Annotated in this window: 12 protein-coding genes; 5 read left to right on the forward strand and 7 right to left on the reverse strand. The window is 38.9% G+C overall.

What is annotated here, in order from left to right; genetic code table 11:
- Window positions 1–494: 494 nt before the first annotated feature.
- The 3 genes from MKY18_RS02015 (at window position 495) to MKY18_RS02025 (ending at window position 5,512) form a co-directional block, all read left to right on the forward strand.
- Window positions 495–4,553 carry an isopeptide-forming domain-containing fimbrial protein gene (locus MKY18_RS02015; RefSeq protein WP_342497696.1) on the forward strand — a complete coding sequence of 1,353 codons (4,059 nt, stop codon included), beginning with the start codon at window positions 495–497 and terminating at the stop codon, window positions 4,551–4,553.
- 6 nt (window positions 4,554–4,559) lie between these two features.
- Window positions 4,560–5,120, forward strand: coding sequence for a class D sortase (locus MKY18_RS02020; protein ID WP_340962281.1), 561 nt, complete (start codon window positions 4,560–4,562; stop codon window positions 5,118–5,120).
- 107 nt (window positions 5,121–5,227) lie between these two features.
- Window positions 5,228–5,512, forward strand: a complete 285-nt coding sequence (locus MKY18_RS02025) for an AbrB/MazE/SpoVT family DNA-binding domain-containing protein (protein WP_050945487.1) — start codon at window positions 5,228–5,230, stop codon at window positions 5,510–5,512.
- A 40-nt stretch (window positions 5,513–5,552) separates the two neighbouring features.
- On the opposite strand, the gene MKY18_RS02030 is transcribed toward MKY18_RS02025, so the two are convergent.
- Genes MKY18_RS02030 through tcyA form a run of 3 tightly spaced genes read right to left on the reverse strand, consistent with a single transcriptional unit; the run spans window position 5,553 to window position 7,803 of the window.
- Window positions 5,553–6,296: an amino acid ABC transporter ATP-binding protein gene (locus MKY18_RS02030; RefSeq protein WP_034325164.1), complete on the reverse strand. Its 744-nt coding sequence runs from the start codon at window positions 6,294–6,296 to the stop codon at window positions 5,553–5,555.
- Between the two features lie 12 nt (window positions 6,297–6,308).
- Complete coding sequence (locus MKY18_RS02035) at window positions 6,309–7,001, reverse strand: amino acid ABC transporter permease (protein ID WP_034325166.1); 693 nt, start codon at window positions 6,999–7,001, stop codon at window positions 6,309–6,311.
- Complete coding sequence (gene tcyA, locus MKY18_RS02040; protein ID WP_265208775.1) at window positions 6,988–7,803, reverse strand: cystine ABC transporter substrate-binding lipoprotein TcyA; 816 nt, start codon at window positions 7,801–7,803, stop codon at window positions 6,988–6,990. Before tcyA ends, MKY18_RS02035 begins: the two co-directional genes overlap by 14 nt.
- Before the next feature lie 367 nt (window positions 7,804–8,170).
- Here tcyA and MKY18_RS02045 point away from each other — a divergent pair, with 367 nt between their 5' ends.
- Entirely contained in the window at window positions 8,171–9,562 is a 1,392-nt protein-coding gene (locus tag MKY18_RS02045) for an amino acid permease (protein WP_238153605.1), read from the forward strand.
- A gap of 147 nt (window positions 9,563–9,709) precedes the next feature.
- Here the strand turns inward: MKY18_RS02045 and MKY18_RS02050 are convergent, their stop codons facing one another.
- The 4 genes from MKY18_RS02050 to MKY18_RS02065 form a co-directional block, all read right to left on the reverse strand.
- Window positions 9,710–11,263 carry an MFS transporter gene (locus MKY18_RS02050; protein ID WP_113768549.1) on the reverse strand — a complete coding sequence of 518 codons (1,554 nt, stop codon included), beginning with the start codon at window positions 11,261–11,263 and terminating at the stop codon, window positions 9,710–9,712.
- Between the two features lie 84 nt (window positions 11,264–11,347).
- Window positions 11,348–12,202 (reverse strand): SDR family oxidoreductase, encoded by an 855-nt coding sequence (locus MKY18_RS02055; protein ID WP_342497697.1) that lies wholly within the window; start codon window positions 12,200–12,202, stop codon window positions 11,348–11,350.
- On the reverse strand, window positions 12,196–13,293 hold the full coding sequence (gene uxuA, locus MKY18_RS02060) for a mannonate dehydratase (protein ID WP_106066487.1): 1,098 nt from the start codon (window positions 13,291–13,293) through the stop codon (window positions 12,196–12,198). The genes MKY18_RS02055 and uxuA overlap by 7 nt, the downstream gene beginning before the upstream one ends.
- 38 nt (window positions 13,294–13,331) lie before the next feature.
- Complete coding sequence (locus MKY18_RS02065; RefSeq protein ID WP_113386708.1) at window positions 13,332–14,009, reverse strand: GntR family transcriptional regulator; 678 nt, start codon at window positions 14,007–14,009, stop codon at window positions 13,332–13,334.
- A gap of 356 nt (window positions 14,010–14,365) precedes the next feature.
- On the opposite strand from MKY18_RS02065, the gene MKY18_RS02070 reads away from it, so the two are divergent.
- Window positions 14,366–15,532 carry a Gfo/Idh/MocA family oxidoreductase gene (locus tag MKY18_RS02070; RefSeq protein WP_217012728.1) on the forward strand — a complete coding sequence of 389 codons (1,167 nt, stop codon included), beginning with the start codon at window positions 14,366–14,368 and terminating at the stop codon, window positions 15,530–15,532.
- The last annotated feature ends 32 nt before the right edge of the window (window positions 15,533–15,564 follow it).

Consider the following 15,564-nt stretch of genomic DNA (forward strand, 5'->3'; position numbering starts at 1 on the left):
ACGCCCCTTTAAATGGCTTTGCTCAATTGTAATCGCTTACTTATAAAAAGAATTTTTTCGCATCGTAAAAGTCAAAACATCAAAACAAGCAGCAAGACTTTCGGCTTGTTTTTTTTAACAAAGTGAACCAATCATTCCCTTTTTTTAATAAAAAAAGAAAAAAATTCAATATATATTAACAAAAAATTAATCGTCACCCAATAAAAGAATATTTATCTTTAAATAGAAAGGATTGTATGTGATTCGCATCATAAGACCTGTTTGTAAAGATAGATAGATGATGAAATTTGAGATGGAAAAAGGTTAATTTATTGGAAAGACATAAGCGAATCAATCGTTGAGAGGTATATAGTTCTAAATGTCTATTTTTGTCGAAAATAGTCATTTAGTCATGTTGAGGCTTTTGAAATATTATTGATATTCTTTACCAAAGTGTGGGAGGTGAACTGGTACATACCATTATGATCTGAAGCATGGAAAGGGGATGTCAAAGAATGAACATATTAAAAAGAACGAGTCAATTATTTCTTATATTGGTGCTGATTTCTGGAAATTTATTAACAGTCTCACCAGCTGTTACAAAAGCCGCTGGGACGGTGGTTGTCAATAACACAGATTCCTACATGATTGGCCAAAGTGGCCAAGGTCTTCCAATGACCCTTTATCAACTTGATGGGAATAATCCAACCAGCGTAAAGGCTAGTGTGCCGGTGAAGGGGATTCCGAGCACTTTAGTCAACGGTGTTGCAGTTAATGATCAGCAAAATTTTGTGTATGCAACGACGACAGCAACTGGAGAACCTGTTCTTTATAAAATAGATCCGACGACAGGACAAGCTCAGAGTGTAGGCGTATTAGCTGGAGGTTCGTATGCTGCGTCGAATGCTGTCATCTACAAAGGTAAATATTTGCATTCTTATGCTTCGGGTGGTGAATACTTCCTTGGATCATACGATTTAACGACCGGTCAAAAAACGTCTAAAAAAATTGTCGGCTATGACATCGGCTCTGGCGTTGGCGGAGACCTTGTAGTCGATAAGGATGGCTATCTTTGGTTCGCATCAAATGGAAGTGGCGCCATTGCACAAATGAATCCTGATACAGCTGAAGTAATTCGAGTGATTCCAATCACAAATGCAGATGGTAAACCTATTGAGGGAGGCGTACGAGGAATTAGCTTTTTGCCAAATGGACAAATGCTATTACAATCAGGTAAAGATGCATCTATAGGCCATTCTACTCTTTTTACACTTGATGCAAAATCATTAAGTACAAAATATATTGGCATTGCAGGTAATTCATTATCATACGACTTAGCATCACGGGTAAAGCCAGAATTTGATCCATTCCCACCTAACCTTGAATCAGAAAAGTCTGTTACTTTACAGAAAAAAGCAGAAGGAAACACTGATGAGAAGCATCCAGAAGTAGGAGACACGTTGCTTTATACAATTAGAGCCAAAAATACGGTGCAATTCGGCATTCTTAAAAATCTGATCATATCAGATAACCTTCCGAGCAGCTTAGCCTATGTTCCAGGCTCACTTAAGGTGGATGGCGCAGGCGTAACAGATGCAAAGGATCAAGACAAAGGTGATTATACAAACGGCACTGTTACAGGTCAAATAGGTGATGTGAAAGACACCGAATGGCACACCGTGACATTTGAAGCGAAAGTAGCAAAAGGTCAAGCTGGCAAAGATATTCAAAATACAGCCAATGTCAAAGGGGAAAACACACCGCCAGACAAACCAACAACAAACATAGAAATTTATCCTCGTGATCCAAAGCTTGAATCAGAAAAATCAGCGGTCTTACAGAAAAAAGCAGATGGTAATACAGATGAGAAGCACCCGGAAGTAGGCGACACATTGCTGTATACCATTCAAGCCCGTAACACTGTTGAAGACAGCTTCATTGAAGATCTTGTGATTTCTGACAAGTTACCTCAAGGGTTATCATATGTACCAAATTCACTTCAGGTAGATGGAAATCCAGTCACAGATGCAAAAGATGATGATAACGGTGATATGACAGACGGAACTGTTACTGGAACGTTCGGTGAATTGAAAGATGCGAAATGGCATACCGTGACGTTTGAAGTCACAGTTGAAAAAGGTCAGGCAGGCAAAGACATCCAAAATACAGCCAATGTCACAAGCGGCAACACACCGCCAGACGAGCCGACAACGAATGTAGAAATCTATCCTCGTGACCCGAAGCTGACTTCTGAAAAATCAGCCGTCTTGCAGAAAAAAGCAGATGGTAATACAGATGAGAAGCATCCAGAGGTTGGTGACACACTTCTTTATACGATTAAAACAAAGAATACGATAGAAGACAGTCTCGTTAAAAACTTAGTGATCTCAGATGAACTGCCAGAAGGATTAGCATATGTGCCGAATTCACTTGAGGTAGACGGACAAGCGGTGACAGATGAGCAAGATCAAGACAATGGGGATGTCACAAACAGAACCGTATCAGGACAATTCGGTGACATTCAGGATACAGATTGGCATACCGTGACGTTTGAAGTGACGGTTGAAAAAGGACAGTCTGGTAAAGACATTCAAAATACAGCGAGTGTCACAGGTGAAAATACACCACCAGACGATCCAACAACAAAAACAGAAATCTATCCGCGTGATCCAAAGCTTGAATCAGAAAAATCAGCCGTCTTGCAGAAAAAAGCCGAAGGTAACACAGATGAGAAGCACCCAGAAGTAGGGGACACCCTTCTTTATACGATTAAAACAAAGAACACGGTAGAAGACAGCCTTATTGAAAATCTAGTCATCTCAGATCAATTGCCAAAAGGGCTGGAGTATGTTGCTGGGTCTCTTGAAATTGATGGAGAATCCGTCACAGATGTGAAAGACGACGATAGCGGTGACTACACAGATGGAAAGGTCACGGGTTATTTTGGTGATGTGAAGGACACGGACTGGCATACCGTGACGTTTGAAGTCACAGTTGAAAAGGGACAGTCTGGTCAAGACATTCAAAACACTGCCGAAGTAACAGGTGAAAACACGCCGCCAGATGATCCAACTACGAAAACAGAAATTTACCCACGTGAACCAAAACTATCATCAGAAAAGGCAGCAAGTATTCAGAAAAAAGCAGAAGGTAACACAGATGAAAAGACACCACAGGTAGGCGATACCCTTCTTTATACGATCAAAACAAAGAATCTTGAAGAAGACAGCTTAGTCAAAAATTTAGTGATCGCAGATCAACTGCCAAAAGGTCTTGAATATGTCGAAGGATCATTAAAAGTAGATGGACAAGCTGTCACAGATGCAAAAGATGACGACAACGGAGACTACACAAAAGGCACAGTAACCGGTCAATTTGGCGATATCAAAGACACGGACTGGCATACGATTACTTTTGAAGCGAAGGTCGCTAAAGGACAAGCGGATAAAAGTATTCAAAATACAGCGAAAGTAACAGGCGAAAACACACCGCCAGATGAGCCGACAACCGAAACAAAAATTGATCCAAGAGATCCAAAGCTTGAATCGGAAAAAACATCTGAAATCTCTCAAAAAGCAGAAGGCAATAAAGATGAAAAACAAGTTCAAGTAGGCGACACCCTTCTTTACACGATCAAAGCAAAAAATAGTGTAGAAGACAGTGTTATTAAAGATTTAGTGATCGCAGATCAACTGCCAGAAGGTCTTGAATATGTCGAAGGATCATTAAAAGTAGATGGACAAGCTGTCACAGATGCAAAAGATGATGACAACGGAGACTACACAAAAGGCACAGTAACCGGTCAATTTGGTGATATCAAAGACACGGACTGGCATACAGTTACTTTTGAAGCGAAGGTCGCTAAAGGCCAAGCGGATAAAAGCATTCAAAACACAGCGAAAGTAACAGGCGAAAACACACCACCAGATGAGCCGACAACCGAAACAAAAATTGATCCAAGAGATCCAAAGCTTGAATCGGAAAAAACATCTGAGATCTCTCAAAAAGCAGAAGGAAATAAAGATGAAAAACAAGTTCAGGTAGGCGACACCCTTCTTTACACCATCAAAACAAAAAATAGTGTAGAAGACAGTGTTATCAAAGATTTAGTCATCGCAGATCAATTGCCAGAAGGTCTTGAGTATGTCGAAGGGTCATTAAAAGTAGATGGGCAAGCCGTCACAGATGCAAAAGATGACGACAACGGAGACTACACAAAAGGCACAGTAACCGGTCAATTTGGCGATATCAAAGATACGGACTGGCATACGATTACTTTTGAAGCGAAGGTCGCTAAAGGATATGAAGGTAAAACCATTCAAAATATCGCAGTTGTGAAGGGTGAGAATGTTGACGAACCAGACAAACCTGAAAACTCCACAACGGTAGAACCACCGCATGTGCCAGAGGTGCCTGAACATCCAGAGCAGCCTTCTGGGTCAAACCCGGACACACCCGGACATCACCTGCCGAATACAGCAACAGCGATGTACAACCTTTTACTAGCAGGATTTGCACTTGTGCTAATAGGTGCATCCCTTATTGTATGGAAAAGAAGAAAAAGAAACGAATAATTGTCCATGTTTCAAAAAATCATCTCAACGCTATTGATTTCAGCAGGTATTTGTCTTGTGATTATAGGATATATGAGGATTGTTGATGGGCAAAGGCAAGTAGATCAATCTTTCCAGTCTGCCCAAGCAGCCATCCAGCAAAAGGGGCAAACAGATTCCCCTCTTGTCCCGAAGGCTGGTGAAACCATTGGGCTCTTGCACATTCCAAAGTTAAATGCTGAGTTACCAATTGTAGAAGGAACAGAAGCGGAGGATTTAGCAAAGGGCGTTGGTCATTATCACGAAAGCTATTTACCTAATGAACAAGGACAAATCGTTTTATCTGGGCATCGTGATACTGTGTTTAGACGAACAGGAGAACTGGTGAAAGGGGATCAACTCGTCATTGAACTTTCATATGGACGATTTACCTATGAAATTGAGAAAACAAAGATTGTGAAAAAAGATGATCAAAGTATTATTACATTGCAACAGGGAAAGGAAGAACTTATCCTCACCACATGTTATCCTTTTTCTTTCATTGGTCCTGCACCAAACAGATATATCATATATGGGAAGCGTGTTTAGCCACTGGATCAGCCTGCAACTTATCCTTTCACTAACCGATTAGAGCGCTTCATTCCTTGATAAAAAGGGAATCGCCTATATCTATAGAGATGCAGGAGGGGGTCAATTTGTTAAATCAAGACTATGTAAGATATATAGATAACTTTGGAAGAATTGTTCTTCCGACAGATATAAGAAAACGGTTGAAAATTCATCCTCGCGATTTTATGGAGATTTATCGAGAAGAAGACCAAATTGTCATGAAGCCGTATTGGCAGGATAAACCTTGTATCGTTACAGGGGAAGTAACAGGCTCCAACAAAGTGCTATCGGGTGGAGTCGTTATCAGTCCAGAGGGAGCGAGATTGCTCTTGCAAGATTTACTGGCGCTTCGCCTGCAAAAAGAAATATGAAAAAAGGCTGTTCTCATCACGTGAGAACAGCCTTTTTTCATCATACTGGATTCAAAATCCGGTTTAAGAATTGTTTTGTTCGTTCTTCCTTCGGTCGTTTGAAGATTTCTTCGGGAGGACCTTGTTCGACGATGACGCCGCCATCAATAAAAATCACTTCGTCCGCCACTTCTTGGGCAAACTTGATTTCATGTGTGACAACTGCCATCGTCCAGCCTTCTTTCGCTAAATCCTTCATGACCTTTAAGACTTCCCCGACAAGCTCAGGGTCAAGTGCAGAGGTGGGCTCATCAAAAAGCATGAGCTCTGGCTGAATGGCAAGTGCACGGGCAATCCCGACACGCTGCTTTTGGCCGCCTGAAAGCTGGAATGGATACAGATCCTTTTTATCTTCCAGACCGACCTTTTGCAAGAGCTGGATGGCTTCTTTTCGAACTGTTTCCTTTGGACGGCGCTGCACTTGGACAGGACCTTCCATCACATTTTCAAGCACAGTGCGGTGTGGAAACAGGTGATAATCTTGAAACACCATTCCCGATTTCCGGCGTAGCTTTAGCAGATCAGCTGATTTATTCTTTTTCGAAAAATCAATCGAGAAATCATCGAAGGTTAAGGAGCCGCCATTTGGTGTTTCAAGTGCATTTAAACAGCGAAGCATCGTTGTTTTTCCTGAACCTGATGGGCCAAGGATGGCGATAACCTGCCCTTTGTTGATCGTAAAATCTATTGACTTTAAAATCTCATTTTCACCGAAGGATTTCTTAAGACCTTTGACTGTTAGCATGTCGTTCCCTCCTTACCTTGCGACATATCGATCAAGTCGTTTTTCAATTTGGTGCTGAACGAGCGATAGAATGAAGCAGAATACCCAATAGATTAGGGCTGCTTCCATATAAATGAACAAGATCTGATCTAAGTTCGCCGCAGCAATTTCCTGAGACTTACGGAAAAGCTCTGCTACGAGGATTTGGGAGGCAAGAGATGTATCCTTCACCAAACTAATGAATGAATTAGATAGCGGCGGAATCGAAACACGTACTGCCTGCGGTAAAATCACGCGGACAAGCGTTTTACGATGCGTCATCCCAATTGAATAACCAGCTTCCCATTGTCCTTTAGGAACAGATAGGACGGATGCACGGATAATTTCAGACGCATACGCACCTACGTTTAATGAAAAAGCGATAATGGCACTTGGATATGGATCCAGTGTGATATTAAATGTCGGAAAGAAATAGAAAATAATAAACAATTGCACAAAAAGCGGCGTTCCACGAACGGCCGACACATAGATGGAAAAAATCCATCTGAGGGCTTTGATTTTAGACATTCTAGCAAGAGCTGTCACAAGCGCGATGAAAATACCAATAATAAAGGCAATGATGGCGAGGGGGATTGTATAATAAATCCCCTGCATCACCATTGGCCAAAAAGATTGCTGAAGAAGATCCCAAGGAATGACGACTCCTAGGGTATTACTTTGTAACATCTTCACCAAACCATTTCTTAGAAATCTTAGCAAGTGTACCGTCTTTTTTCATTTCTTTTAATGCGCCATTCACTTTGTCAACGACTTCGCCGCTGCCTTTTCTGAATGCAAAGTAAGTTTCTTGAGGATCTCCTGTTTCAAATGCAACTTTTAGGTTTTTGTTCCCGCTTGTTTTCAAGTAATTCAATACAGCCAGCTTGTCATTGAACGTCAGATCAGCACGTCCTTGCTGAATCAATTGAATCGATTGTGCAAGACCTTCAACGCCTTCAATTTTAGCGCCAGCATCTGTAGCTAGTTTATTGTAGTTACTTGTTAATGATTGTGCTGCTTTTTTGCCTTTTACATCAGATAGTTTCTTGATGTCGTTGTTATCTGATTTTGTCACAACAATGGCTTGAGACGTTGTGTATTTATCAGAGAACTCGTATTGATTTTCACGTCCAGTTTTACCAACTTGGTTCGCTACCACGTCAAAACGTTTCGAATTCAGTCCAGCAAACATGCTGTCCCATTGTGTTTCTTTGAATTCGGGTTTTAAGTCAAGACGTTTTGCTACTTCTGTGATGACTTCGACATCGTAGCCAGTTAATTTATCTGTCTTTTTGTCATGGAATGTGAAAGGAGCATAAGTACCCTCAGTTCCGATCGTCAGAACACCTTTATCCTGAACGGATTTCCAAAGGTCACCTGATTCCTTAGACCCAGATTGTTTGTTCGCGTTGTCGTTTGCACCTGATCCACATGCCGTGATCAATGCAACACAAGCGCCTAACATAATGGCAAAGAACATTTTTTTCATTTTATTCCCCACTTTTCTTGTTGGTATTTACAACATATGATCTTACAGAGAAGCAACCTAAAAGTAAAGCATTTGAAACTAGCTTGAGCGAATCTCACCAACTTTATGCCCGCAACCCATTTCTTTCAAACCTCTCTCGTCTACAAAGCCTTTCATCTTTTATTTGTGCGAACATTACTAAAATAAAGACTTTGAGACAGTGACCATAGAAGGAAGCATATTTATTATAAAAGATGTATAATTAGTAGGTTGTTTTGAAAATGGAATGAATCACATGGAGACATGTTTTGATAAGTTATCATCTTAGAAGAAGGAGGGCATCATTGTGGATGTTGGACAAAATCAGCCTGAGCAATTGAAAAGGGCGATGACCTCCCGTCATTTATTTATGATTTCACTTGGCGGTGTCATTGGGACAGGCTTTTTCTTGGGAACGGGCTATACGATTGGACAAGCAGGACCAGTCGGAGCCGTTCTTTCTTATATTGTGGGCGGATTGATTATGTATTTAACCATGCTGTGTCTTGGAGAGCTGTCGGTTGCACTTCCTGTGTCCGGGTCGTTTCATACGTATGCGACGAAATTTGTCAGCCCTGCAGCGGGTTTTGCGGTCGGCTGGATTTATTGGCTTGGCTGGGCAGCAACGGTCGCCCTTGAATTTTTATCAGCAGGACAGCTGATGAGGCGCTGGCTCCCGCAAGTGGATGTGTGGATTTGGTGTCTCATATTTGGACTGTGTCTTTTCTTATTAAATGCCCGGTCGGCGAAAGCGTTCGGGGAGTCGGAGTTTTTCTTTTCAACCATTAAGATCATTGCGATTTTACTCTTTATAGGTGTAGGCGGAGCGGCGATGTTTGGTTTTATTGAAACAACGAGCGGTGAACCTGCCCCTTACTTCAGTCATTTTGTGAGTGATGGGCTGTTTCCAAATGGATTGCTCGCCGTTGTGGTCACGATGATTACCGTGAACTTTTCATTCCAAGGAACAGAGCTGATCGGGATTGCGGCAGGAGAAAGTGAAAACCCTGAGAAAACCGTTCCTCGTTCGATACATCAGACTGTTTGGCGTACACTCGTCTTTTTCGTCTTATCTATATTTGTCTTAGCGGGTATGGTGCCTTGGAAGGAAGCGAGTGTGCTGCAAAGTCCGTTTGTTACTGTATTTGAGAGAACGGGCATTCCTTTTGCGGCAGATATCATGAACTTTGTCATTATCATCGCTTTATTATCTGTTGCCAACTCTGGCTTGTATGCATCGACGAGAATGCTCTATTCCTTATCGAAAGAAGGAATGGCAGGAAAAGCATTTAGACGCGTGAATCAGCGCGGTATTCCGATGAATGCCTTACTGCTCACGTTCCTGTTTACAGGGATTTCGCTATTATCCGGGTTCTTTGCAGAGAAAACAGTTTTTGCCTGGATCGTGTCCATTGCCGGCATGAGTGCCCAGACTGGCTGGATCACCATTACATTATCACAGATGCTTTTCCGCAGAAGATATCTTAAAGCAGGCGGAAAGCTGGAAAACTTAAAATTTAAAACCCCTCTCTATCCGGTGCTGCCGATTATTGCGATTACTCTCAACACCGTTGTGTTGATCAGCCTTGCCTTTGATCAGGAGCAGCGCATCGGATTATATGTCGGCGTTCCTCTCATGATCATTGGGTATGTCGTCTATCACCGCTATGTGAAAAAGCATCAAGCGAAAAGTGAACCGCTTAAGCTGCAAATTCATGGAGATGATGAGATCCGGTTTTAAGATCAAAAAGAAGCACTAAATTTAAGATATTTAAAAACACCTCTGATATAAATCTGAAGGTGTTTTTTTCTTGAAGTGATTCTGGAACTGCTCATATCAATAGAAGTACTATTTAACTGAGCTGCAGTTCTCAACTAACAACAAAAGTTAGTTCATATCCTGCTGTTTAAAATCTTGTTGTTCAAAATTTTGGAGCTTATTCTGATATCCTACGTTATTATTACCCCAAAGGTTCTCGTAATCCCATCCTGTTAGCGCTTTCAAAACACTTCTTGTTTCATCATCAGCCTGTTCCATTGAACCATTATTCTTTAACCTATTAATTTCATTAATCATAATGGAATGAGTTTTCTTAGATAATTTAAATTTAAATGAAATAACTAAACTAATACCGACTAGCCCTACAGTTCCGAAAAACAGAATACCTACAATCCCATTTATTGCTGTAGTAGACTGTGTCGTCGCGCTTGCAACGAATCCACTTTCCTGTAAAATAACTCCTACCAAGAATGTGGCTAAAGCTGTAGTGCTCTTGCGTGTAAAAGTCATGATACCTGCAAATATTCCTTCTCTTCTTTTACGAGTTACCATTTCATCTACATCAGGAATGAAAGTGTAAATATTCCATGGTATATAATATAATCCACTCTTTCCGATGCCTAAGATAACAGAGAAAGCATATAGCGCTATAATCATAAAAGTTGGTTGTGTGAAGTATAAAAATATATAACCGCTTATACATGTAATAATAGCAATATAAGATATTTTCAAAGATGGCGCAGGACCTATTTTAATCACGAGCCAACCAAACAATAATGTACATAACATTTGAAGTAATGAACCAATAGATAACAAATCTGATGCCAACACTGCATCTTTATTTAAAGAAAACACAATAAAGTAGACAAAGACAGCGTTTAAAATATCCATGGCAGTAAACGAACAAATATACATAGTGATGTGCTGACGGAAACTTCTAATTCTAAAAGTAGATGTTAAGTCAATGATGAATTTTTTTATGGATTCTATAGCAGGTACTTTTTCTACACCATAAGGTTCTATAATGTCTTCTTCTATTTTACGTTCCCATGTTGTTCTATGTGTAATTAATAATGCAGCCATAAAAATAAAGGTGAAGATAATCCCATTGTAAAGAAAAACTTGAGGTGAATCTTTTCCGAATATTTCGAATAATCTACCTGGAATAAAGGTAGCTAAAAATGTTCCTAGTCCTGAATAGATTAATCTTATTGTTGAGAGCTTGGTCCGTGCATTAAAATCATTAGTCATTTCAGCTCCAAGTGTTTCAAATGGAATTAATACCATTGCTGCAAGGAATTCTAACAAAATATAAACCGTTAAATAGTACCAGTAATTCATATCAGAAATCCAAAGAAGAGAATAAATAACCATCAAAGGGCTTCCAACTAGTAAAAAGAACCTGCGTCTTCCAAATTTTTTCCCAAGTTTTGTACGACCAAAATTGTCAGTGATATGGCCCATAATTGGGCTTGCTATAGCATCAATAATACGAGCAATTGCAATAATAGATCCTGCTTCAACAGGGGTAAGACCACAGTATGTAATGAAAAAATATAACATCCATGCGCCTATTATAGCGAATGCTCCCCCTCCAAATAAATCCATTGTTCCATAACCAATATAATTTTTGAGTGTTAGTTTCCTGTTCTCAGTCTGCATTCTTATTTCTCCTTTCCAAGCCTACTTATAAATTTAAAAAAATATATAAAATAAAGATGTATGACAAGGAAAAAAATAAAAATATTAAACACCTGAATACGCCATAAAACCTCCATCAACAGGAATTGTCACTCCGGTAACAAATGCTGACATATGATCATCAACAAGCCATAATAGGGTACCAAGAAGATCTTCTGGCGTACCAAACCTTCTCATTGGTGTGTTCGAAATAATCTTATGAGACCTCTCTGTATAATCTCCTTCTTCATTTAAGAGAAGGTTTTTATTTTGTGAGGTTAAAAAGAAGCCCGGTGCAATAGCATTTACTCTAATTCCTGCCTCAGCCATATGAACAGCTAACCATTTGGTGAAATTTTCAATTGCTGCTTTTGCCGCGCTATAAGCAGGCACTTTGGTCATTGGAGAAGGGGCACTCATAGATGACATGTTGATGACAACTGCTCCCTTTTGATGAACCATATTTTTAGTGAAAATTTGTGTAGGAATGAAAGTCCCCATAAAATTTAAATCAAATACATTTTGCACACTATCTGTACTTAAATGAAAAAAAGTATTTATCTTAGGATTAGTAAGGTCTTCTGTTTGAAATATTTCGTTGGTTGTATTTGCACTGGAGTGGTTACCACCAGCTCCATTTATCAATATTGTACACATGCCTAATTCCTCTGTTACAATCTTCTCGGCTTGTTCAACACTATCTTTATTCAGAACATCACATTTAATCGCAATCGCTTTCCCGCCCAAAAGGTTAATTTCTTCGGCTACCTTTTCACCCTTTTCGACTGTTCTATTTAAAATAGCCACAGACACGCCATGTCTAGCAAGTTCCTTTGCCATGGCGCTGCAAAGTACTCCACTTCCTCCTGTTATGGCAGCTACTTTACCAGCTAAATTTTTATTTTCTTGTATGTTTACCATGTAGCTTCCTCCTTTGCTTCTTTTAGTACAGAATGTTTATTTTTTAATGCATCCCAAGCTCCCCACAAATACATAATTCCAAGTGCTCTATCATAAAGACCATATCCAGGCCTACATTGTTCACCCCAAATGTGTCTTCCATGATCGGGTCTACAATAACCTTTGAATCCGCTTTCATAATAAGCATGTATAATGGCTGAAACATCTACTGATCCATCTTTTGATCGATGCGATGTTTCAACAAAGTCCCCGTTATCATATACACGTACATTTCTTATATGAGTAAATGGTATCCTATCAATAAATTCGTGAATCATAGAAACTAAATCATTTTCTAAGTTTGCTCCTAAAGATCCTGTACAGAGCGTTATACAATGATATTGGCTACTATTTAGTTGTAAAATTTTTCTGATGTTTTTTTGGTTAGTTACTATTCGCGGTAGACCAAAGACAGGCCAAGGTGGATCGTCAGGATGAATAGCCATTTTAATATCATGAAGTTCTGCAATTGGAATAACCTGATCTAAAAAATATTTCAAGTTGGCCCATAAATCATCTTCTGTTATATTTTTGTAGGCTTCAAAAAGTTGGTGGAGGTGATTTAACCGCTCTGGTTCCCAACCTGGCATGGTTAAACTGGAGTTCTCACTAATTTTATTTACTAAGTCTTTCGGATCAATATCTTTAATTCGACTATGTTCATAAAATAGAGCTGTAGAGCCATCAGGAAGTGTTTTATTTAAGTCTGTACGGATCCAATCAAATACAGGCATAAAGTTATAACATATGACTTTAACACCCACCTTTGCTAGCTTCTGAATTGTTTTCTTATAATTTTCTATGTATCGATCTCTAGTTGGAAGTCCGAGCTTAATGTCTTCATGAACATTCACGCTTTCAACCACTTCAATATGAAGGTTATGTTTATCAGCTAATTTTTTCATTTCTACAATTCTTTCTATTGGCCACTCTTCTCCTGCGGGCACATCATGCAGTGCCCAAACAATTCCTTCCACTCCTGGAATCTGGTTTATTTGTTCCAGTGTTATAGTGTCGTTTCCTTCTCCAAACCATCTAAATGTCATCCTCATCTACCATCACCCCTAAAAATATAAGTAACAACCTATTTTTATTTAAAATAATTTGGATATTCTTTCTTCAATAATTCTTTATCAACAAGTGCAATTTTCAAATGCTCTTCCATGATTTTTTCAGCTTTATCAGCATCTTGATCTTGTATAGCTTTGAAGATATTTACATGTTGAGAAAAAATATTATCCCAATTATAATCTGTTACTAGTCTTAACATGCGACTCCTATTAAAGTGTACATTCATCTGTTGAATAACTAACCATGTTTTTTCTTTTTTACACCGTTTGAAAATAGTTCTATGAAACTCCTCATCTAATTCAAACATTTTTTTATAGTCTTTTTTCTTAACGCAAATTTTTTGCATACTTAAATTCATATCTAAATCAATAATCAACTCTTCAGAAGGTTCCTGGCAGGCTAGTCTAATTACTGCCTTCTCGAGATGTTCTCGCATAAACCGTGCTTCCTCCACAAGGTTCAAATCAATTAAAGAAACAAATGTACCTCGTTGAGGATAGATACTTAATAATCCTTCTTGAGATAATTTTAAAAAGCTTTCTCTTACAGGAGTTCGACTAACATTAAATTGAACGGATATTTCTTTTTCAGAAATATTTGTCCCAGGTGGAAGCTTCAGGCTTAATATTTGATCTTTTAGCATATTGTAAACTTGTTCCCTCGTAGAGAGGTTTTGGTTTTTAAAATCGATATTCATTATTCTAATCTCCTTTCTCTAACATACTACCATACAAGTGCATTAGAATGGTAGACACTAATTTAATTTTTCTGATTATTTGTCCTGTGAGTATTTATAACTCTTGATGATTCCAACTATGTAAGCCATGATCAATAATAAAAGTGTGGGAGATTAAAAAGAAAATTCAAAAAACTATACAAAATTCAAAAAGATTGAGTTATAATGTTTTTGATCTACCATACTAGTATAACTAGAATATTAATAAAACGAACGGTACTCTGATCTATCAGTTAGGTGAATCATTAAGTTTTTTGAAAGCGCTATCTCATTATTAGAAGTGAAAATTTATCTTCTTGCAGAAGGGAAAGATTGATATGTCCAACATCGCAATTATAGGAACTGGATCTATTGCAACTGCCCATATTGAGGCTTATCTTGCAATGCATGAAGTCAGTAAAATTGTAGCTTTAGCTGATATTTATCCTGAAAAAGCAATGTCTGCAGCAACAAAATATAACCTAGAAGCACGAGTTGTCGCTAACTACCAAGAGTTATTGAATGATCCTACTATTGATGCCGTTTCCATTTGTACACCTCCTTATATGCACGCAACCATTGCTATCGATTTTCTTAAAGCAGGCAAACATGTCTTAGTAGAAAAACCTATGGCTTCTTCTCTAAAAGAATGTGACGAAATGATAAAAGCATCTATTGAAAGCCAGAAGCTTTTATCCGTTGTTGCTCAAAACAGGTTTATGACTCCCATTATGAGATTAAAACATGTCCTTGATCAAAACCTAATTGGAAAAATCGCTCATACTCAAGTGGATTCTTTTTGGTGGCGTGGTCATAGTTATTATGATTTATGGTGGCGCGGTACATGGGAAAAAGAAGGTGGAGGTTGTACACTTAATCATGCTGTCCATCATATTGATATGTTGCAATGGATGTTAGGATTGCCGACTGACATTTTTGCAGCAACTAGTAATACCCTGCATGATAATGCAGAGGTTGAAGACCTTTCTATTGCTGTACTTCGCTATGGAAATGGTAGCTTAGCACAAGTAACCAGTTCTGTTGTCCATCATGGAGAAGAACAACAACTGATTTTTCAAGGTGAAAAAGCTAGAGTATCTGTCCCGTGGAAAGTAAATGCTCAAATAGCTAAAGAAAATGGGTTTCCTCAAGAGAAAAATGATGAGGATTTAGAAAATCGTATTCAGGAAGCTTTTAATCAATATCCGGAATTACTATTTGAAGGGCATAAAGGACAAATAAATAATTTTTTAATGGCTATCAAGGGTAACCAGAAGCTTCTGATTGATGGAACAGAAGGAAGAAATACACTAGAACTTATTACAGCCATCTATAAATCTGAAAACCTAGGTGTTAATGTGAAGCTTCCACTTTTAGCAGACGATCCTTTTTACACACGTGAAGGCATGCTCGCGAACGTTAAGCATTTTTATGAAAAACAAAGCAGTGTAGAAAATTTTTCAGACGATACGATAACCGTTGGAGGAAATTACGAGAAACTATGAGTCTAACGTTATTAAATTATTAAAAATAAACT

The sequence above is a fragment of the Bacillus sp. FSL R7-0672 genome (assembly GCF_038601465.1).
GTDB lineage: Bacteria > Bacillota > Bacilli > Bacillales > Bacillaceae > Bacillus > Bacillus pumilus.